The following is a 19,731-nucleotide window of genomic DNA, read 5'->3' on the forward strand; positions in this document are numbered from 1 at the left end:
TGCTTTTGTTCCGCCTTCCCGGCGTGAATGCTACTTGTGTGCCAGATTGTCGGCGATGATCTGCGCTACCCGTGCATCGGCGGCCTTGAGGTTTTGCGCATACATTTCTGTCGAAGCGATCGCCTTGCTTTCGGGCAGGGTAGTCAGCGCGGCACCGCTGCGGTCATGCGTGTCGATGGTGGCATCCATGGAGAGTCCGATGCGCAACGGATGTGCCTGCAATTCATTGGCATCCAGCGCGATGCGTACCGGCACGCGCTGCACGATCTTTACCCAGTTGCCGGTAGCATTCTGCGCGGGCAGCAGGGAGAACGCAGAGCCCGTGCCGGGCGCCAGTCCAACTACCTTGCCGTGAAACACGACCGAGCTGCCGTAGAAATCTGATGTCAGCTCGGTGGACTGGCCGATGCGCACTTCACTCAATTCGGTTTCCTTGAAATTTGCATCCAGCCAGACCTTGTCCAGCGGCACGATGGCCATCAGTGCCGCTCCTGCTGTCACCCGTTCACCGATCTGGACCGAGCGCTTGGCAACCTGGCCGCTGCACGGTGCCAGCACGCGGGTACGCGCGAGTGCCAGCGCGGCTTCGCGAACATGGACTGCTGCGGCACGTACACTCGGATGGTTTTCTATCGAGGTGTGATCCACCCGCGCACGGGAAACGCCGGATTGGTCGATGGTCTGTTCGATGGCGGCGCTGCTGGCATGCACAGCGTGGGTGGCGGCATCGTGCTGTGCCCGCGCCGCATCGCGTGCCGTGAGTGCGATCTGCACGTTTTCCGGGGAGACGAAATTTTGCCGGGCCAGTGCGACCCGGCGGTTGTATTCGTCTTCGGCCTGCGCCAGGGTGGCTTCGCTGCTGGCCAGCTCTGCCTGCGCCCGTGCCAGATCGGCGCGCCGTTGCGCGAGCAGCGGCAGATTGCCTTCGTTGGTTGCATACATGCCGCGCACTTCGCGCACGGCCGATGCCAGTGCGGCTTCGGCAGATTCAAGTTGCAGGCGGGTATCGCTGTTGTCCAGTTGCACCAGCAGCTGTCCTTCGGTCACGGCCTGTGTGGTGTCGCCGTAAATGGCAATCACCGTTCCGCCGGTCAACGGCATTACCGAGACGATGTTGCCGCCCACATAGGCATCATCGGTATTGGTGCGCCACTGTCCGATAAAAAACCACCATACGAAAGCGGACAGCAGAACCAGCGTTACAACTCCACCGATAAGCAGCAGAATCTTGCGGCGTTTGTTTGGCGCGGCTGAAGGTGGCTTGCTGTCCTGATCATTCATCTTGGTTCTCCGAAACTTGCTCAAAAATTCTATTTTGACTGTATTGGAGTTGGTCGGGGTATGTCAATGAAGATATGAGGAACGTGCCTGTATAATTCCTGTTGCGATATTTCCAGAGAAAAATCATGTCTTCCATGCTTCCTGTCCTTTCCCTTCTTGAAACCCGCGTCCTCGGCGTGCTTGCCGAAAAGCAAAGAACGGTGCCGGACAGTTATCCGTTGACGCTCAACGCACTGGTCTCCGGCTGCAACCAGAAGAGCAGCCGCGACCCGGTGATCGAAGCTTCCGAATCCGAAGTGCAGGCGGCGCTGGACAGCCTGCGGGCGTTGTCGCTGATCGTGGAGACGAGCGGTGGCAGAGCGTCGCGTTACGGGCACAACATCGAACGTGTGCTGCATATCCCCACCCAGTCCACTGCCTTGCTGGCCATGCTGATGTTGCGCGGCCCGCAGACGGCGGGGGAGTTGCGCATCAATTGCGAGCGCTTGCACAAATTCGCGGATATTTCTTCGGTGGAAGCTTTTCTGGCGGAGCTGGCCGAACGAGCAGCAGGCGGCCTGGTGGTTGAATTGCCGCGCCAGCCCGGCTCGCGCGAGAACCGTTGGATGCACCTGCTTTCAGGCGCACCGGCCATGGATGAGCGAGCATTTGCCAATGTGGAAACTGCAATTCCCGCGGGCGATTTGACTGTGGGAGAAATTGCAGCGCTCAAGGCCAATGTCGCCAGGCTGGAAGCGGAAGTTGGAGAACTGCGGGTTTTGCTGGACAAGTTGTACGCAGAGCTTGGCGTTTCCAAACCATGATGCTGTGGCCGGACGAATATTTCAGGATGCGCGGAACGTAGCGTCAAAGTCGAGGTGACGGCTTCGGGCGCCATTTGATTTGGATTCACGGCATGGGCTGCCGTGACTGTTTACCCTGTCTATGCTATTTCAGCTCATTCGCACGAGCAGCCAGTTCCTGCTTTATTTCGCTCAATTTATTTTTAACGATTTTTGCATTTTTGCTGCCTAGGCGCAGCATGATTTTCTCGCCTATCGATAATGTTTCTGTTTCAGCGTCCGCATATTGGTAAAAGAATTTGGGCTGAACCAGTTTGATCGGTTCCTTGATGTCGGGTGTATCCAGCAGATCATTCAGCGTGTCATTGAGTTGGTCGTTGAAATTCTTGTTAGGGTAGCCCAGTTCGGCGTATGACTGCTGAAACAGGGGATAGAGGCGGACATAGAGTCCGACCAGTTGCTTGGGATCTACGGCGTCGGCAAGGCTCACATAACCCGCATAGCGATTTGTATTCTTGGGGCTGATGATTAAATTGTCTTCAGAACCGGCGGCGAGAAAATGTCCGGGTGGCGGATTGAGCGGCATTGATTTGGCGGGCACGCGCTGCCGGGGCAGATTATCCACAGTAACGACGATATTTCGAATGACCTGGTCGGTGTGGAACAGCTTTTTCAACGAATTATTTCCCAATAAATTGGACAGTGCATCAAGTACGAAGCTGTCGCTCTTTGCCAGTTGAGGCAGGGGAGGTAGTACGGGAGGAGGTATTTCGATCACCTGGTTCACAACCGGTGCAGGCGGAGGTACGGGGGGAGACGTTGGAGTATTTTTTGATTGAACAATTTCGGGCACAGGATGGTTGTTTTGCCAGAACGTATAAGCTGCATATGCGGCCCCCAATAAAATGACGGTGGCAATTGCGAATAGAACTTTTTTATCCATGTTCTTTCTCCTCTTTGAAATATGTAAATGCCAATTTCAAACCACAGTCACAAATGAAGCCGACGCTACCAACTTTCGCTTCAAGCGAAAAGACCAGTATTGCCGATTAAAGTTTCATGCGCAATCACTCATTTTCGAAATATGTTCGCCGGGCTGTCATGTGCTTTCAGGGAATTCCGGCTACCCGCCATCAAATGCCATCAAGCCTGATCGGCGATTTGATCGAAATGTTCGATCGGCACCGGCTTGCCAAATAAATATCCCTGGAATGCATGGCAACCGCGCAAATCCAGAAAATCGTGCTGGGCTTCAGTCTCGACTCCTTCCGCAATAACTTCCAGACCCAGCGTCTCGGCCATCGCAATGATGGTCTGCACGATTGCGGCGTCGTTGGCGATGTCCCGCACAAAAGATCGATCGATCTTGATTTGATTCAGCGGCAGCAGCTTGAGGTACTGCAAGGATGAATAGCCGGTACCGAAGTCGTCCAGTGACAGCCGGACACCGATCGCTTTCAGTGCGTTCATCGTGGCAACAGTATCTTCCGTGTATTCCAGCAACAGACTTTCGGTGAGTTCCAGCTTGAGCAGATTCGGGTTGATCGCATTGTGCTGTACCGCAGCGAGCACCTGATCCACAAAATCATCCTGGTGAAATTGCCGGGCGCTGATGTTCACTGCCAGGACAAGGTGCCGGGTCTGTTCACTGCTTGCCCATGCTTTGAGCTGGGCGCAGGCCGTCTCCAGCACCCATTTGCCGATAGGCAGGATCAACCCGGTCTCTTCTGCCAACTGAATGAAATCGGCGGGCGATACCAAGCCGCGCGTTGGATGGTTCCAGCGGATCAATGCTTCTGCTCCAACAGAAAGCCGTGTTTTGTCCACTTGTATCTGGTAATACAACTGGAATTGCCCGCTTTCGAGTGCCTTGTGCAATTCGCCTTCGAGTGCCGCGCGGGCGTTGATGGTGTCCTGCATCTTGTGATCGAAGAAGCGCAGGGTGTTGCGGTCGGCCTTTTTGGCCTGGTACATGGCGATGTCTGCCTGTTTCAGCAGTTCCTCAGACTCATGATGGTCTCCGCTGAATATGGTCGCGCCGATACTTCCTGAGCTGCGAAATGTATGTGTGCCCAGCTGATAAAGATTGCTCAGGGAGGCAAGGATTTTTTCGCCAACGGCCTCGGCTTGTTGCGCAGCCTCGATGGCCTGCCCGCTCAGGTTTTCCAGCATGACCACGAACTCGTCGCCGCCGATGCGAGCCACTGTGTCGCCCTCTCGCATGCAGGAAATCAGCCGCTCGGCAGTTTGTTGCAGCAGCAAGTCTCCCATGGCGTGTCCCAGGGTGTCGTTGAGTGTCTTGAAATTATCCAGGTCGATAAACAGTAACGCGCCTTTCCGTCCGCTGCGTGCGTTGGAAATCAGTGAATGTTGAAGACGATCCAGCAGAAGCTGCCGGTTCGGCAGTCGGGTCAGCGGGTCGTGGAATGCCAGTTGCCGGATCTGCTCTTCTGCCGCCTTGCGTTCCGTGATGTCGATGTGCGACCCGACGTAATGCGTGACGACACCATCATCTCCCCTGACCGCGGAGATCGTGAGCCATTTCGGATAGATCTCGCCATTCTTGCGCCGGTCCCATATCTCCCCCTGCCATCCCCCGGTGCGGTGGATGTTCTCCCACATTTTCCGGTAAAAATCCGCGCCGTGGCGCCCCGATTTGAAAATGCGGGGCGTCTGGCCCACAACTTCTTCGGCCGTATAGCCCGTGCATTTGGTAAATGCCTTGTTGACCCGCAGGATCACACCTTTGGCATCGGTGATCAGCAGGCTTTCCTGCGATTCAAAGGCGGCGGCGGCGATGCGAAGATCGGTTTCCAGGCGCTTGCGTTCGCTGATGTCGCGGCCGATACCCTGCACGCCGACCGGTATCCCGTCCCGGTAGGTCAGTGTGGTGACCAATTCCAGCGGCAACTGCTTCCCCTGCTTGTCGGTGATTTCCAGTTCGTAGCGGGTGACCTGTTTTTCCGCGCTGAGTTTGGCCGCGGTCATGCGCTTCGCCAGTTCGAGATTTTCCGGCGTCAGGATTTTGCCGATGGACGCGTTGAGTAGTTCGTCGTTCCTATACCCTGTCACGGCCATCAACGACTCGCTGACCGCGGTAAATACGCCGTTGAGATCGGTGCTGTACGCAAGGTCACCCGCATTTTCGAACAATTTTCGGTATTTCTCCTCGCTCTCGCTGAGTTTCTGCTGGTAGAGGTTGCGTTCGGAGATGTCCCTGAAAGATACAAAGAAGTGATTTGACTCGCTTATATATTTTATCGCGACGTCGACTTCAAACAGGTGTCCCTTCTTGTGGCGATGCCGCGACTCAAACCGGTCGTGTCCCTGTGCAAGCAATTTGTCGATCCGCGCTTTTACTTTCTGCTCGTCATCCTGCGCATCCAGCCGGGTGACATGCATGTTCACAAGTTCGTCGATCGAGTATCCCGACATCTCCGCATAAACCTGATTTGCTTTCAGCAAATTGCCCTGCAGGTCGACCACCCAGTAGCCGTCGCGGGAATCGTCAGTCATTCGTTTGTATCGTTCTGATTTGGACACGCAATCACCCGGGGAGAATTAGTTGATCAGCCTCAATTTTATCTGCTTATTGCCATTCGCAGTTTAACGGGTCTCTTGCTGCTGTAGGTGCGCCGCCGGGGGCAAAAAAAGAGGCGATCCCGAGATCGCCTTTGCCAGTGCAGCGTTGACCCGGCTAACGAGTCTTTTCCAGCGTTGCATCGACGGTGCAGGCCCAGCTTCCTTTGTCGTTCTGTTTACACTCGCATGGCGAATATTTTGCCAGCTGTTCATCGTAGGTTCTTTTGATCAGCGCATCTTCCTTTGCCGTCTTGCACGCCTCGGATCGGCTTGCGCCGGAAGCCTTGTCCATTTCATTTGTCCCGGACACGACTCGTTCCGCCATTGCGTTTGCCGACACCAGTATCAACGCTACCATCAACATATATTTCTTCATGTTTTCACTCCCCTAAAGTTAGACATTACCAATCAGGAACTTCCAAGCTGCCATCCCTGAGCCTCCTCGATTCCGGCCTGATTTCCGATTACCGGAAACATTGTTTTTATAGGGCCCATCCTAGCAGCGGCTTTGTTAAAATAGCGTCAAGGAATTATGTGAGGAACGTTAAACCTTGTTGCGCCAAGTGCTACTTAATGATCGGCAGGCATGCGAATGAATTCAGCCGCTTCCACAGGTAGTCCGGAGCAAGGGTTATCCGGCCTCGTTTTTTGCCCGGCTGCCGTGCCGTCGGCAAACAGATCGCAATACCCATTGGCCGGCATAAACTACTGTCATTCTCTGCAGTCTCCTCCCTGTTACACTTTGCCCATTTCCAACTAAGGAGTACCCAATCATGAAAGCTTTGTTAGCGATTTGCCTGATGGTCTTTGCGACCTTCGTTTGGGCGGAAGAAAAACCCGCAACCAGTCAGTCCGGACCCGGTGTCGTCCAGGGCGAAGTACTTGAGGTCCAGAACGTCGCCAATTTTACCTATCTGCGCCTCAAGACCCAGGACGGCGAAATTTGGGCGGCTGTCATCAATGCGCCAGTCAAACAGGGCGCCAAGGTCACGATTGAGAACGCGATCGTGATGAAAAACTTCGAAAGCAAGGCACTGAAGAAAACATTCCCGTCGATCGTGTTCGGCACCCTGAGCGGGGCGGACGGTAGTGCTGCAAGTCCCCATGGCGTGGGCATGTCCGGAGACAGCGCGATGACCGGTTCGGCGATGACCGGCTCGGCAATGGGTAGTTCGGCAATGGATGGCTCTACCAGCGGGCATGCCCTGGGCACGGCCTATGCCACTATTCCGTCCAAAAAGCTCGATACGATCAGCGTTGAACATATCCCCAAGGCCAAGGGCGCGAATGCCAAGACCGTTGCAGAAATCATCAAGAATCGGGTTGCCCTTAAAGGCAAAACGGTCGTAGTTCGCGGCAAGGTCGTCAAATACAATGCGGGCATCATGGGCAAAAACTGGATCCATTTGCGCGACGGTTCCGGATCCGCTGCGGACGACAGCAACGACATTCTCGTGACGAGCACGAACGAGACCAAGCTCAATGATGTGGTAACGGTCAAAGGTGTTGTTCACAACGACGAGGACTTTGGTGCAGGCTATGCCTACAAGGTGCTCATCGAGGATGCGTCGCTACAGTAATCTGAAGAGATACTCCATCGCGCGGGCACGCCTTGCTTCGCGAAGCTTGAGTTAGAGAACGGATGCCGATATATGGCAAAAGCACAGGACTGAAGGCAATGGCCGGAAACTGCAGGGCTAATCTCGACGGGGAGCGAAGGAAATAGAAGCATCCCCTGTTGACCCGTGTGAATTTGTACAGCCGATATTGGAAGTGCGAACAGTTTCAGACGTCCCCGAATCCATACAAATAGGCTGTTAGAATACCTTACCGATTACCTTTGGTTAGGCCACTATGCTTCCAATAAAAGTATTGCCGAATGAGAGTTCATCCGCCGCAACTGATACACCCGGATGCAACCGCTGCAAGGATACGGAGGAGTTGGATTTCGATTTTTCTTTTGCCTACCAGCCCATTGTCGATTTTCACGCCCGCGCCGTCTTTGCGCACGAGGCATTGGTGCGCGGGGTAAACGGCGAGTCTGCCGCCTCGGTGCTGGCCAGAGTCAACGATGAAAACCGTTACCGGTTCGATCAAGCGTGCCGGGTAAAGGCGGTCAAGGGCGCGGCCGAGCTGGGCATCAAGGAGTTGTTGTCGATCAACTTTCTTCCCAACGCCGTGTACCAGCCCGAAGCATGCATACGATCTACATTTGAAGCGGCACACAAATACAATTTTCCCAAAGAGCGCATTATTTTCGAAGTCGTCGAGGGGGAGAACGTCGCCGACCGGCCGCATCTGATCAATATATTTGAAGAATACAAACGCTTCGGTTTCAAGACCGCCATCGACGATTTCGGCGCGGGTTACGCCGGCCTGAACCTGCTGGCGGAGTTTCAGCCGGATATCGTGAAGATCGACATGGACCTGGTGCGGAATATCAACGACAGCAAGCCCAAACAGGCCATCGTAGAAGGCATTGTGCATATGTGTCATCAATTGGGGATCAGGGTCCTGGCCGAGGGAATAGAAACCGGGGCAGAGCGCGATTTCCTGGTGGGCAGCGGCGTGTCGCTTCTGCAGGGATACCTCTTCTGCAAACCTGCGTTCAAGGCAATTGGCCAGATCGACACTGCTGCCTGGACTTAGCGGTGCGACAACAAGTCCCGGCGGCTGATGCTATTCGGATAAGGGGCGGGGTTTCGATATCCCAAAACCCTGCGCATAATCGATGCCGACTTCTCTCAGTTTGGCTATCGTTTCTTCGTTCTCCACCAATTCGGCGATCGTTTTTACGCCGATCAATTTTGCCACCCGGTTGATGGCCGTTATTTTCGCAAGCTCGACCGGGTCCCGCAGTATATTGAATATGATGCTGCCGTCGATTTTCAAAAACTCCACACGGAAGCCCCGGATCAGATCGAACGATATCCTGTCATGACCGAAGCCGCTGATCGCCAGGAGAGAGCCGCATTGCCTGATCCGTTGCGCGAATTCGGCAATAGCCGTGGGGCGTGAGGTGAGTTCCGAATTCGGAATTTCAAAGCACAGGGCGGCACCGGGTACACCGTGTTCCATCAGGGTTAATTGCAGGAATTCGGGAAAACTGGGATCGCCTATTGTGGCATCCGATAAATTGATGAAGAACACCGAATTCTTCATTTTCTCGTCCGGCGAATTCAGATGGGAGATCCATTCCGTCACGTGTTGCACTACCCATCGATCAAGATGCGGCATGAGGCCGTATTTTTCAGCGAGCGGGAAAAACGCCCCGGGCGGCATCATGCCTTCCTCTTCCTCGATCAATCGAACCAGGATTTCATAATGCAAGGCTTCGCCGGAATCAATCGCGAGGGGCGTGATGAGCTGGCAGTACAAACTGAAATCACCTTTCTCGATCGCTGCCTTGATGTTCATGACTTCCGTATGGCCGGAAATTTGTTCGGAGAATGATGCAACAAAGGTATCCTGGTTCGACGCTCCGTCGGGAATTGAAGTATCCACCTCGGAGTTGATGCCAGCCTTTTTCAATTCGGCATTGCCCTGCTTTTGCAGGTCGCCGGGAGAGGTGACGTCATTGATCAGCATGAAGAACCCGCTTACCTTGCCATTCTCGCCGAATTGCGGGATATGCTCGACGCGTAGCCGGTAAACAGTGCCATCCGGCATCTTCTGCATCCGTTCATACTGCACCTGATGCCCATCCAGGGACTTCCGGACTGAAGTCGCCGTTTCCTGGTAGACATTGGAACCGAGAATTTTACGGATGTGCTGACCATGAATTTGATCCGGCCGCAGATGCAGCCATTCCGTAAATGCCCGGTTGTGATATTGGCACTGTCCCTCCGTATCGAAAAATGCAACCATGATAGTCAACACTTCGTCGATCAAATGCAGCCGGGGATAGTTGATCAGAATCGTTTCATCGGCCCTTTTGCGGAGCAGTGTTTCATGTTCGAGCTTGTCTTTTACGGCGGACAACTGCGCCGTGCGTCTGGCGACAACCCACTCCACGTGCGATACGCGGGTTGCTTCGGCAAGGATCGCCGCCACGAGAATCCCGCCCAGAAAAGTGATCCATTGCAGGCCAAGTTCGGTAAAGTAAATTGCAAAAACGAGTGCTGCGGAAGTGGCAATGACGGCCAAGGCAGAGAAGAAGGGACGAACTGCGCGAAAGATAATGCGGAATTTCATTAATCACTCCCTCGGTTTCGCATGTAAGTCCCGAATCGATAAGGGCCGTGTATTTTGGCCCGTGTTCAGTTTATCCCTGAATGGTGACGGTTATGTACAGTTCTCCGGCGTGGACTCGAATAGTCAAAACGACTATCCGTCATAGAGTTCCCCGTAATCATGCCTGAAGTGAGTCGGCATCCCGGCAAATTTGATTTTCAGCGTTAAAACTCGATGGAAGGCCGGAACACCAGTGTCGTCACATTGGTGCGCAAGTTCCGGAGCGGGCCGGAATATTCGTCCGGGCTGGTCCAGACAAAACCGATGTCCAGCGTCGGCGCGTAGCCCCACTGGGGCATCGGGACCTTTTTTCCCGCAATCAGTTCAAGGCGAACCATTTCCCCGCCGGTTTGCAGGAAGTACATGCGCATATCGTAATTGGCGTTCTCCATCCATTCGAGGAAGGAATAACGCAGGTCTAGATTGCTCCGGTGCAGGCTGACATAAGTTACGTCGTTGACGGCCTTGTTGGTGTTGTAACGTGCACCTACGCGGAAACTCCAGGACAGTTTTTCGTCCGGATAATCGAGCTGGCCCTTGATCTTCCACTCGACCTCATACCAATCGTCCGGGATGAGGACGTTGTCCTTGATGTGCTTGTTGCCTGCGCTGAACAGATAGCCGGTGTAGCCATAGTTGTTCCCCTCGCGCTGTTCCTTCGGGCGATTCAGTTTTGCCACGTTACCGAAGAAGGCGGATACCGCCCAGGGTTCCTGAAAGTCCGGTGTGGCAGATTCCAGCAAGTTGATGCCGGTATTGCCGATCTCGGCTTGCCGGTAGAGTGACGGCGAGTGTGATTTGACAGCCGTACCCAGTGAAGCCAGCGGATACACACTTGCCTCCAGCACCATGTAGCGCGGTATGAGCGAACCTTGAATAAGCTTGCTGTAGATCTCCGACTCGTTGTCCGAGGTGATGACGGGGATGGGCTTGTCGGTGAGGGGAACGTTGTAGTCGATGTCAGTATATTTTGCGGAAGCTTCCAGTACCAGTTCAGACTTGCTTACCGCCTCGGCCGCGGCTTTACCCGAGAGGTCTTCCTTTGGAGCGACTTCAGCAGCAGGCGCAATCGACGTGTACAGGCAAAATGCGGCGGCGCAAATGAGATGAAGATGATTCGGGAAAGAGCGCATGGGGTGGGATTCTATCTGTTGTAGCCTGCCGATAAAAGCGTGAGAGAATTCACCTTTATCAGGAGGACTATTTTGAAGAAACTCACTTTTGCCGACCTGACCAGGCTGAGCCAGGAAGCCCGGCAGTCACCGCGTCTGCGTGCCAACTCCAACCTGCACCGGGAGTTGAGCGATCCCATCCAGCGCCTCGCCATCGCCATGGAGCCGGACACGCTGATCCTGCCGCATCGCCACCCGCACACCTGGGAAGTGCTGACTGCCTTGCGCGGGCGCTTCACCGTTCTGGTGTTCAACGAAGCGGGCAGGGTCACCGAACGCGCGGAGCTGGGCGAAGATACCGGCGTGGTGGAGATACCCGCGGGTGCCTGGCATGCCGTGCTGTCGCGCGATACGGGGGCGGTGATCTTCGAGGTGAAGCACGGGCCTTATGCACCCATCTCCGATGCGGATGTTGCTGCCTGGAGCAAGGGGCGCACCGCCGCAGAATTGAATGCGTGGTACGCCCTGGCCCAGGTCGGCGACGAAATCGCCTGACCGAGAAACGGCCGGCTTACGCGACGAACTGCTTGCTGCGCAGTGTCTCGATAATCTCGGGTATCACGCCCGAATCGTCGATGGTCGACGGCACCGTATACGCCTTGCCGTTGATGATGTTGCACAGTGTCTTGCGCAGCGTCTTGCCGGAGCGGGTCTTGGGCAGGCGTGCGAGGATTACCGTGTCCTTGTAGCAAGTGATCGCGCCGATGGCTTCGCGCACGCGGGTCACCAGCTCTTTTTGCAGCACGATCTCATCGATCGTCGCACCCGACTTGAGCACGACCAGTCCCATCGGCACTTGTCCCTTGAGATCGTCGTCGCGCGCGATGACGGCACATTCCGCCACCGCCGGATGGGTAGCGATCACTTCCTCGATCTCGCCGGTGGACAGGCGGTGGCCGGCCACGTTGATCACATCGTCCACGCGTCCCATCACGAACACATAACCGTCCGCGTCAATATAGCCGCCGTCGCCGGTGGCGTAATAGCCTGGGAACATGCTGAGGTAGCCTTCGCCGAATTTCTTGTCGTCACCCCAGACCTTGTTCAGGCAGGACGGCGGCAAGGGCAGCTTGATGGCGATGTAACCCTGCGTGCCGCGTGCGACCTGGTGTCCGCTCTCGTCCAGAATTTGCACGTTGAAGCCGGGTACAGGCATGGTGGACGAACCGGACTTGACCGGCATCGGCTCTACGCCGCGCAGGTTGGCCGTGATCGCCCAGCCGGTCTCGGTCTGCCACCAGTGATCGATGACCGGCTTGCCGCTGACTTCGGTGAGCCAGGCTTCGGTCGGGGGATCGAGGCGTTCGCCGGCAGAGAAAATGGTCAGCAACTTGCTCAGGTCGTACGGCTTCATGAGCAGCGCTTGCGGGTCTTCCTTCTTCACGGCGCGGAATGCGGTCGGTGCCGTGAACAATGCTTTCACGCCGTATTCGGCGCAGACGCGCCAGAGCGCACCGGCATCCGGCGTCATGATCGGCTTGCCTTCGTACACGACCGTGGTGCAGCCATGCAGCAGTGGGGCGTAAACGATATAGGAGTGTCCTACCACCCAGCCCACGTCGGACGAGGCCCAGAACACTTCGCCCGGTTTCATGTCGTAGATCGCGCTCATGCTGTATTTCAGCGCCACGGCGTGTCCGCCGTTCTCGCGCACCACCCCCTTGGGTTTGCCTGTGGTGCCTGAGGTATAGAGGATATACAGCGGATCGCTGCCTTTGACCGGTGTGCAGCCGACCGGTTTTGCTTTGGCCAGCAACGACGTCCACTCGTGGTCGCGCCCGGGTGTCAGGGCTGCGACCGCCTGCGGACGTTGGAAGATGACGCAGCATTCCGGCTTGTGCTTCGCCAATTCGAACGCTTTGTCGATTAGCGGTTTGTATTCGATGATGCGTTTGACCTCGATGCCGCAGGAGGCGGTGAGGATGACTTTCGGTTTGGCATCGTCGATGCGCAATGCGAGTTCGGGCGGCGCAAAGCCGCCGAACACGACGGAGTGGATTGCACCCAGACGGGCTACTGCCAGCATGCTGATGACCGCTTCGGGGATCATCGGCATGTAGATGATGACGCGGTCGCCTTTCACCACACCCAGGTCGGCCAGCATCCCGGCGGTGCGCGCCACCGCATCGGTCAGTTCGGCGTAGGTGTACTTCGCCTTGGTATTGGTGACGGGAGAGTCGAATATGAGCGCCAGCTGATCGCCGCGCCCGCTCTTCACGTGATGGTCCAGCGCCATGTAGGCGGTGTTCATTTCCCCGTCAGCGAACCAGTAGCCGACGCCTTCTTCATCGCGCGTCAGGATCTGCTGCGGGAACTTGAACCAATCCAGGTCTTCGGCCTGTTTGCGCCAGAAGCCCTCCGGATCGTTCATCGAACGTTGGTATTCGGCTTGGTAACTCATCTTGACTCCTCCCTGATAGTGCAGCCCACGCGGGCAAACAAAGTTTTTTGGTTAAAACGATTCTCAAAAACTGTCGCCTGGAATACGTACCCAGCCTTCCATCAGCACGCGTGCGCTGCGGCTCATGGTGACTTTCTCGACTTTCCAGTCGCCACCGTTCTTGCTGGCAGCTGCACCGACTCTCAATGTGCCGGAGGGATGCCCGAACTTCACCACATCGCGTTCACCACCGCCCGCGGCCAGATTCACTAGCGTGCCGGGGATCGCTGCTGCTGTGCCGATCGCCACTGCTGCCGTGCCCATCATGGCATGGTGCAGTTTTCCCATCGACAGGGCGCGCACCAGCAGATCGACTTCGGCAGCGCTGATCTTCTTGCCGCTGGAGGCCACATAGTCGGCAGGTGGCGCAACAAAAGCGACCTTCGGGGTATGTTGGCGGGTTGCGGCTTCTTCCGGGGTTTTGATCAAACCCATGCGCAATGCGCCCGCCACGCGGATCTTCTCGAAACGTGCCAGCGCGGCCGGGTCGGTATTGATGGCTTCTCGCAATTCGGTACCCGTGTAACCAATGTCCGCCGCATTCACGAACACGGTCGGGATGCCGGCGGTGATCATGGTGGCCTTGAAGGTGCCGACACCAGGCACTTCCAGATCGTCGACCAGATTGCCGGTCGGGAACAGGCTGCCGCCTTCTTCACTGTCATCGGAGGGATCCATGAACTCCAGCACGATCTCCGCGGCCGGGAAGGTCACGCCATCCAGCTCGAAATCGCCGGTCTCCTGCACCTGACCGTTGCTGACCGGCACATGGGCGATGATGGTCTTGCTGATGTTGGCCTGCCAGATGCGCACGGTGCAGGCACCATCCTGCGCAAGACGTGCAGCATCGATATATCCGGCATGGATCGCGAAAGCCCCCGCACCTGTGGACAGGTTGCCGCAGTTGCCGCTCCAGTCGACGAAGTCTTTATCGATGGAGATCTGGCCGTAGAGGTAATCCACGTCATGGCCGGGGCGTGAGCTTTTCGACAGGATCACGCACTTGCTGGTACTGGAGGTCGCGCCTCCCATGCCGTCGATCTGCGCGGCGTAGGGGTCGGGACTGCCGATCACGCGCTGGAACAGTTTGTCGCGCGCCTTGCCCGGTACCTGTGCCGCTTTCGGCAGGTCTTCCAGCCGGAAGAACACACCCTTGGAGGTGCCGCCACGCATATAGGTGGCGGGGATTTTGATTTGCGGAACTTGAGACACAATTTACCTCACTTTATGCAGAGCGCTTGCGCAACTCGGTGACTTGTTCAAAACCGATGCCCCAGTTGTCAGTATTGACTTCATCAATCACCACCACAGTGGTGGCTGGGTTTTTGCCCAGTACATCAACCAGTAGTTGCGTCGCCCCTTGAATCAACCGTTGCTTTTGTTCTTTGGTCACACCTTCATTGGTAATTTTGATGTTCACGTAAGGCATAGTTTGCTCTCCATTTATGCTGCTCCTTCGAGGAAGTCCTGCGCAAAGCGTTGCAGTACACCGCCCGCATTGTAGACACGTACTTCAGCGGCGGTATCCAGACGGCAGGTGACAGGAATGCGCACCGTTTCGCCATTCTTGCGGTGCATGATCACAGTCAGGTTCGCGCGCGGAGCGATGTCGCCTTCCACGTCATAGATCTCGGTACCGTCGATGGCGTAGGTCTTGCGGGTATCGCCCGCCTTGAACTCCAGCGGCAGCACGCCCATGCCGACCAGATTGGTACGGTGGATACGCTCGAAACCTTCGGCAACGATGGCTTCCACACCGGCCAGCCGCACGCCTTTGGCCGCCCAGTCGCGCGAAGAGCCCTGGCCGTAGTCGGCACCCGCCACGATGATCAGGTTCTGCTTGCGACCCATGTAGGTCTCGATGGCTTCCCACATACGCATCACCTTTCCGTCCGGCTCCACACGGGCGAGGGAACCTTGCTTCACTTTACCGTCAACCACTGCCATTTCGTTGATCAGTTGAGGGTTGGCAAAGGTGGCGCGTTGCGCGGTCAGGTGGTCACCACGGTGTGTCGCATAGGAGTTGAAGTCCTCTTCCGGCAGGCCCATCTTCGCCAGATATTCACCGGCAGCAGAGTCGGCCATAATCGCGTTCGAAGGTGACAGGTGGTCAGTGGTGATGTTGTCCGGCAGTACTGCAAGCGGACGCATCCCTTTCATGGTGCGTTCGCCGGCCAGCGCGCCTTCCCAATACGGCGGACGACGGATGTAGGTGGACTGCGGACGCCAGTCGTACAACGGGCTCTTCGCCGCTTCAATCACTCCAAGATCGAACATCGGGAGATAGATCTGCTTGAACTGTTCCGGCTTCACGCAAGCAGCAACGACGGCGTCGATCTCCTCGTCGGAAGGCCAGACGTCTTTCAGCGTGACCGGCTTGCCGGATTTGTCGGTGCCCAGCGCATCCTGCTCGATGTCGAAGCGGACAGTACCCGCGATCGCGTAAGCGACCACCAGCGGCGGCGAAGCCAGAAAGGCTTGCTTCGCATACGGGTGGATACGACCGTCGAAGTTGCGGTTGCCGGACAGCACGGCGGTGGCGTACAGGTCGCGGTCTATGATCTCCTGCTGGATCTTCGGGTCGAGTGCGCCGGACATGCCGTTGCAGGTGGTGCAGGCGAATCCGACGATACCGAAACCCAGCTTCTCCAGTTCAGTTAGCAGGCCCGCTTCCTTCAGGTACAACTCGGCGACTTTGGAGCCGGGCGCAAAAGAAGTCTTGACCCAGGGCTTGCGAACCAGCCCGAGCGCGTTGGCTTTCTTCGCCAGCAAAGCAGCTGCAACCACGTTGCGCGGGTTGGAGGTGTTGGTGCAGGAAGTGATGGCGGCGATGATGACGGCACCATCCGGCATCAGACCTTGCGCCTCTTCGGTCTTGCCTGCCGCAAGTTTTGCTTCGTCCGCAATGCCGCGCTCGTGGAGTGCGGACGTCGGCAGACGGCGGTGCGGATTGGATGGGCCGGCCATGTTGCGCACCACGCTGGACAGATCAAATTCCAGCACGCGCTCGTAATCGGCGGCAACCATCTGATCCGCCCACAGGCCGGTGGTCCTGGCGTAGTTCTCCACGAGGGCAACCTGCTCGGGTTCGCGGCCGGTCAGTTTCAGGTAGGTGATGGTTTGCGCGTCGATGTAGAACATCGCCGCCGTCGCGCCGTATTCCGGGCACATATTGGAGATGGTCGCGCGGTCGCCGATGGTGAGGCTGTCCGCGCCTGCCCCGAAGAATTCGACCCAGGCGCCGACCACCTTTTCCCGGCGCAAAAACTCGGTCAGCGCCAGCACGATGTCGGTGGCCGTGATGCCGGGCTGACGCTTGCCAACCAGTTTGACGCCAACGATATCAGGCAGGCGCATCATGGAAGGGAGGCCCAGCATGACGGTTTCGGCTTCCAGACCGCCGACGCCGATGGCGATCACGCCCAGTGAGTCGACGTGCGGGGTGTGGGAGTCGGTCCCCACGCAGGTATCGGGGAAGGCAACGCCGTCACGCGCCTGTATCACCGGCGACATCTTTTCCAGATTGATCTGGTGCATGATGCCGTTACCGGCTGGGATCACGTCAACGTTCTTGAACGCAGTCTTGGTCCACTCGATGAAGTGGAAGCGGTCTTCGTTGCGACGGTCTTCGATCTCGCGGTTCTTGCGGAATGCATCCTTGTCGAAACCGGCAGCTTCCACGGCCAGCGAGTGGTCGACGATCAGCTGGGTCGGTACCACCGGGTTGACCAATGCAGGGTCGCCACCCTGCTCGGCGATCGCGTCACGCAAACCGGCGAGGTCTACCAAGGCGGTCTGGCCGAGGATGTCGTGGCAAACGACGCGGGCGGGATACCACGGGAAATCCAGGTCGCGTTTGCGTTCGATCAGTTGTTTCAGCGCATCGGTCAATGCTTCCGGTTCGCAGCGGCGCACCAGTTGTTCTGCCAGCACTTTGGAAGTGTAGGGCAGCTTGGCATAAGCGCCGGGCTGGATGGCTTCGACTGCCGCCCGGGTGTCGAAGTAGTCCAGCTTGGTTCCGGCCAAAGGCTTACGGTATTGGGTATTCATAGTGTCCTTCTGTGAGAACGTGTACGAGCTTGATGCGGGTGCTGGAAAGGGCGACTGGTCAAGTCGCCCTGTCTTTTATTGTTAACGCTTTGCCAGCGGTACCCAAGGCATGTTGTCCGGACCGATGTAGTTCGCGCTCGGGCGGATGATCTTGCCGTCGGCACGTTGCTCGATCACGTGTGCGCCCCAGCCGGTGGTGCGCGAGATGACGAACAACGGCGTGAACATGTTGGTGGGCACACCCATCATGGCGTACGACACGGCAGAGAACCAGTCCAGGTTGGGGAACATTTTCTTGGTTTCCCACATCACGCTTTCCAGGCGCGATGCGATGTCGAACAGGCGCATGTCGCCTTTCTCTTCGGACAACTGTTTCGCTACGCGCTTGATCACTTCATTGCGCGGATCGGAAATGGTGTAGACCGGGTGACCGAAACCGATGACGATCTCCTTGCGCTCGACACGTGCGCGGATGTCGGCCTCGGCCTCATCCGCGTTCTTGTAGCGGTTCTGGATGCGGAACGCTTCCTCGTTGGCGCCACCGTGCTTGGGGCCGCGCAATGCGCCGATCGCACCCGTGATGCAGGAGTAAAGATCGGAGTTGGTGCCCGCGATGACGCGCGCAGTGAAGGTGGAAGCGTTGAACTCATGCTCCGCGTACAGGATCAGGGAGGTGTGCATGGCGCGAACCCAGGAATCCTTGGGTTTCTTGCCGTGCAACAGATGCAGGAAGTGGCCGCCGATGGAGTCATCGTCCGTTTCCACGTCGATACGCTTGCCGCTGTTGGCGAAGTGGAACCAGTACACCAGCATGGAGCCGAAGCTGGCCAGCATGCGGTCGAGCAGATCACGTGCAACTTTCGGGTCATGCGCTTCCGGCTCCTGTTCAACGGTGCCGAAAACGGAGCAGCCGGTGCGCATCACGTCCATCGGGTGTGCGTTCACGGGGATCGCTTCCAGTGCCTGCTTCACTGCCGGCGGCAGGCCGCGCAGCGATTTGAGTTTTTTCTTGTAGGCCGCCAATTGTGCAGCGTTGGGTAGCGCTTCGTGGATCAGCAGATACGCTATCTCTTCGAATTCTGCAGTTTCCGCGAAATCCAGAATGTCATAGCCGCGATAGTGCAGATCGTTGCCGGTACGGCCAACGGTACAAACCGCCGTGTTGCCGGCAACCGTGCCGGAAAGGGCAACGGATTTCTTGGGCTTGGGTAAAACGCTTGCTTCTGCCATGCTTTTCTCCTCGAAGTTAAAATGTATTAATCGCTGCCTTTTTCGGCGAACAGGCGGTCGAGCTGCTGCTCGTATGCGTGATAGCCGAGATAATCGTAGAGCTCCATGCGCGGCTGCATTTCGCCCAGGACGTTCTGTTGCGTGCCATCCTTGAGGATGTGCTGATACACGTTCAGTGCCGCCTTGCTCATGGCGCGATAGGCCGAGAGCGGATACAGCACCAGCTTGACGCCAACGCCCGAAAGTTCTTCTGTAGTAAACAGCGGCGTCGCGCCGAATTCGGTGATGTTCGCCAGCACCGGTACATGTACGGCCTTGGTGAATTCCGTGTATTGCTCCAGCTTGGTCATCGCTTCCGGGAAGATCATATCGGCGCCGGCTTCGGCGCAGGCTTGCGCGCGATCAATGGCAGACTGCATACCCTCGACGGCCAGCGCGTCGGTGCGCGCCATGATGACGAAGCTCTCATCGGTGCGTGCGTCCACGGCAGCCTTGATCCGGTCCACCATCTCGCTCAGCGGCACGATGGCCTTGTTGGGACGGTGGCCGCAACGCTTCTGCATTACCTGGTCTTCGATGTGGAAACCGGCAGCGCCGGCCTGCGCGATTTCGCGTGTTGCACGGGCGATGTTGAAGGCACCCCCCCAGCCGGTATCGATGTCCACCAGCAGCGGCAGATCGCTCGCGGCGGTGATACGGCGCGTGTCTTCGCACACGTCATGCAGTGTGGTGATGCCCAGATCAGGAATGCCGAGCGAGGAAGCTGCAACACCGCCGCCGGAAAGGTACAGCGCCTTGTGTCCGGTCTTCTGCGCCAGGATGGCGCAATAGGCGGTAACGGCACCGACGACTTGCAGGGGATGGTTCTCTTCGACTGCGCGGCGCAACTTCTGCCCGGGTGTTAGGGTGACTTGCTTCATGCTGACTCCTCATTGTTGGGTAGTGGATTTTTGTGGCCTGT

At 57.0% G+C, this 19,731-nt stretch carries 16 protein-coding genes; 4 read left to right on the forward strand and 12 right to left on the reverse strand.

Annotated elements, in window-relative coordinates; all coding sequences use genetic code 11:
• Nucleotides 1-30: 30 nt before the first annotated feature.
• Entirely contained in the window at nucleotides 31-1,281 is a 1,251-nt protein-coding gene (locus tag QOY30_RS05395) for an HlyD family secretion protein (RefSeq protein WP_283743609.1), read from the reverse strand.
• 125 nt (nucleotides 1,282-1,406) lie between these two features.
• Between QOY30_RS05395 and QOY30_RS05400 the strand changes: the two genes are divergently transcribed.
• Entirely contained in the window at nucleotides 1,407-2,084 is a 678-nt protein-coding gene (locus tag QOY30_RS05400) for a YceH family protein (RefSeq protein ID WP_283743610.1), read from the forward strand.
• 124 nt (nucleotides 2,085-2,208) lie between these two features.
• On the opposite strand, the gene QOY30_RS05405 is transcribed toward QOY30_RS05400, so the two are convergent.
• The 3 genes from QOY30_RS05405 to QOY30_RS05415 form a co-directional block, all read right to left on the reverse strand.
• On the reverse strand, nucleotides 2,209-3,006 hold the full coding sequence (locus QOY30_RS05405; RefSeq protein ID WP_283743611.1) for a DUF3014 domain-containing protein: 798 nt from the start codon (nucleotides 3,004-3,006) through the stop codon (nucleotides 2,209-2,211).
• Between the two features lie 200 nt (nucleotides 3,007-3,206).
• Nucleotides 3,207-5,606, reverse strand: a complete 2,400-nt coding sequence (locus QOY30_RS05410; RefSeq protein ID WP_283743612.1) for a sensor domain-containing protein — start codon at nucleotides 5,604-5,606, stop codon at nucleotides 3,207-3,209.
• Between the two features lie 154 nt (nucleotides 5,607-5,760).
• A complete protein-coding gene (locus QOY30_RS05415; protein ID WP_283743613.1) occupies nucleotides 5,761-6,021 on the reverse strand; it encodes a hypothetical protein in 261 nt (86 codons plus the stop codon).
• 397 nt (nucleotides 6,022-6,418) lie between these two features.
• Here QOY30_RS05415 and QOY30_RS05420 point away from each other — a divergent pair, with 397 nt between their 5' ends.
• Both QOY30_RS05420 and QOY30_RS05425 read left to right on the forward strand, forming a co-directional pair.
• Entirely contained in the window at nucleotides 6,419-7,225 is an 807-nt protein-coding gene (locus QOY30_RS05420; RefSeq protein ID WP_283743614.1) for a nucleotide-binding protein, read from the forward strand.
• 274 nt (nucleotides 7,226-7,499) lie between these two features.
• Entirely contained in the window at nucleotides 7,500-8,294 is a 795-nt protein-coding gene (locus QOY30_RS05425; protein WP_283743615.1) for an EAL domain-containing protein, read from the forward strand.
• 30 nt (nucleotides 8,295-8,324) lie between these two features.
• On the opposite strand, the gene QOY30_RS05430 is transcribed toward QOY30_RS05425, so the two are convergent.
• On the reverse strand, nucleotides 8,325-9,839 hold the full coding sequence (locus QOY30_RS05430; protein WP_283743616.1) for an EAL domain-containing protein: 1,515 nt from the start codon (nucleotides 9,837-9,839) through the stop codon (nucleotides 8,325-8,327).
• Between the two features lie 203 nt (nucleotides 9,840-10,042).
• The gene (locus QOY30_RS05435; protein WP_283743617.1) at nucleotides 10,043-11,011 is read right to left on the reverse strand and encodes a hypothetical protein; all 969 of its coding nucleotides are present in this window, start codon (nucleotides 11,009-11,011) and stop codon (nucleotides 10,043-10,045) included.
• A gap of 72 nt (nucleotides 11,012-11,083) precedes the next feature.
• Here QOY30_RS05435 and QOY30_RS05440 point away from each other — a divergent pair, with 72 nt between their 5' ends.
• Nucleotides 11,084-11,545, forward strand: coding sequence for a WbuC family cupin fold metalloprotein (locus QOY30_RS05440; protein WP_283743618.1), 462 nt, complete (start codon nucleotides 11,084-11,086; stop codon nucleotides 11,543-11,545).
• 16 nt (nucleotides 11,546-11,561) lie between these two features.
• On the opposite strand, the gene QOY30_RS05445 is transcribed toward QOY30_RS05440, so the two are convergent.
• The 6 genes from QOY30_RS05445 to prpB form a co-directional block, all read right to left on the reverse strand.
• Nucleotides 11,562-13,451 (reverse strand): propionyl-CoA synthetase, encoded by a 1,890-nt coding sequence (locus tag QOY30_RS05445; protein ID WP_283743619.1) that lies wholly within the window; start codon nucleotides 13,449-13,451, stop codon nucleotides 11,562-11,564.
• A 63-nt stretch (nucleotides 13,452-13,514) separates the two neighbouring features.
• Nucleotides 13,515-14,702 carry a 2-methylaconitate cis-trans isomerase PrpF gene (prpF, locus tag QOY30_RS05450; protein WP_283743620.1) on the reverse strand — a complete coding sequence of 396 codons (1,188 nt, stop codon included), beginning with the start codon at nucleotides 14,700-14,702 and terminating at the stop codon, nucleotides 13,515-13,517.
• A gap of 13 nt (nucleotides 14,703-14,715) precedes the next feature.
• Nucleotides 14,716-14,937, reverse strand: a complete 222-nt coding sequence (locus tag QOY30_RS05455) for a 2-hydroxymuconate tautomerase family protein (RefSeq protein WP_349496705.1) — start codon at nucleotides 14,935-14,937, stop codon at nucleotides 14,716-14,718.
• A complete protein-coding gene (acnD, locus tag QOY30_RS05460) occupies nucleotides 14,934-17,540 on the reverse strand; it encodes a Fe/S-dependent 2-methylisocitrate dehydratase AcnD (protein ID WP_283743622.1) in 2,607 nt (868 codons plus the stop codon). Before acnD ends, QOY30_RS05455 begins: the two co-directional genes overlap by 4 nt.
• 81 nt (nucleotides 17,541-17,621) lie before the next feature.
• On the reverse strand, nucleotides 17,622-18,770 hold the full coding sequence (gene prpC, locus QOY30_RS05465; protein WP_283743623.1) for a bifunctional 2-methylcitrate synthase/citrate synthase: 1,149 nt from the start codon (nucleotides 18,768-18,770) through the stop codon (nucleotides 17,622-17,624).
• 26 nt (nucleotides 18,771-18,796) lie between these two features.
• Nucleotides 18,797-19,690, reverse strand: coding sequence for a methylisocitrate lyase (gene prpB / locus QOY30_RS05470; protein ID WP_283743624.1), 894 nt, complete (start codon nucleotides 19,688-19,690; stop codon nucleotides 18,797-18,799).
• Between the last annotated feature and the right edge of the window lie 41 nt (nucleotides 19,691-19,731).

It is taken from the genome of Sideroxydans sp. CL21 (assembly GCF_902459525.1).
Lineage (GTDB): Bacteria > Pseudomonadota > Gammaproteobacteria > Burkholderiales > Gallionellaceae > Sideroxyarcus.

What these genes read in the sequence shown, in the direction of transcription:
- QOY30_RS05395 (WP_283743609.1), bottom strand. Translation starts at nt 1,281, where the DNA reads ATGAATGATCAGGACAGCAAGCCACCTTCAGCCGCGCCAAACAAACGC.
- prpC (WP_283743623.1), bottom strand. Translation starts at nt 18,770, where the DNA reads ATGGCAGAAGCAAGCGTTTTACCCAAGCCCAAGAAATCCGTTGCCCTT.
- acnD (WP_283743622.1), bottom strand. Translation starts at nt 17,540, where the DNA reads ATGAATACCCAATACCGTAAGCCTTTGGCCGGAACCAAGCTGGACTAC.
- QOY30_RS05435 (WP_283743617.1), bottom strand. Translation starts at nt 11,011, where the DNA reads ATGCGCTCTTTCCCGAATCATCTTCATCTCATTTGCGCCGCCGCATTT.
- QOY30_RS05400 (WP_283743610.1), top strand. Translation starts at nt 1,407, where the DNA reads ATGTCTTCCATGCTTCCTGTCCTTTCCCTTCTTGAAACCCGCGTCCTC.
- QOY30_RS05425 (WP_283743615.1), top strand. Translation starts at nt 7,500, where the DNA reads ATGCTTCCAATAAAAGTATTGCCGAATGAGAGTTCATCCGCCGCAACT.
- QOY30_RS05415 (WP_283743613.1), bottom strand. Translation starts at nt 6,021, where the DNA reads ATGAAGAAATATATGTTGATGGTAGCGTTGATACTGGTGTCGGCAAAC.
- QOY30_RS05430 (WP_283743616.1), bottom strand. Translation starts at nt 9,839, where the DNA reads ATGAAATTCCGCATTATCTTTCGCGCAGTTCGTCCCTTCTTCTCTGCC.
- QOY30_RS05405 (WP_283743611.1), bottom strand. Translation starts at nt 3,006, where the DNA reads ATGGATAAAAAAGTTCTATTCGCAATTGCCACCGTCATTTTATTGGGG.
- QOY30_RS05445 (WP_283743619.1), bottom strand. Translation starts at nt 13,451, where the DNA reads ATGAGTTACCAAGCCGAATACCAACGTTCGATGAACGATCCGGAGGGC.
- QOY30_RS05420 (WP_283743614.1), top strand. Translation starts at nt 6,419, where the DNA reads ATGAAAGCTTTGTTAGCGATTTGCCTGATGGTCTTTGCGACCTTCGTT.
- prpB (WP_283743624.1), bottom strand. Translation starts at nt 19,690, where the DNA reads ATGAAGCAAGTCACCCTAACACCCGGGCAGAAGTTGCGCCGCGCAGTC.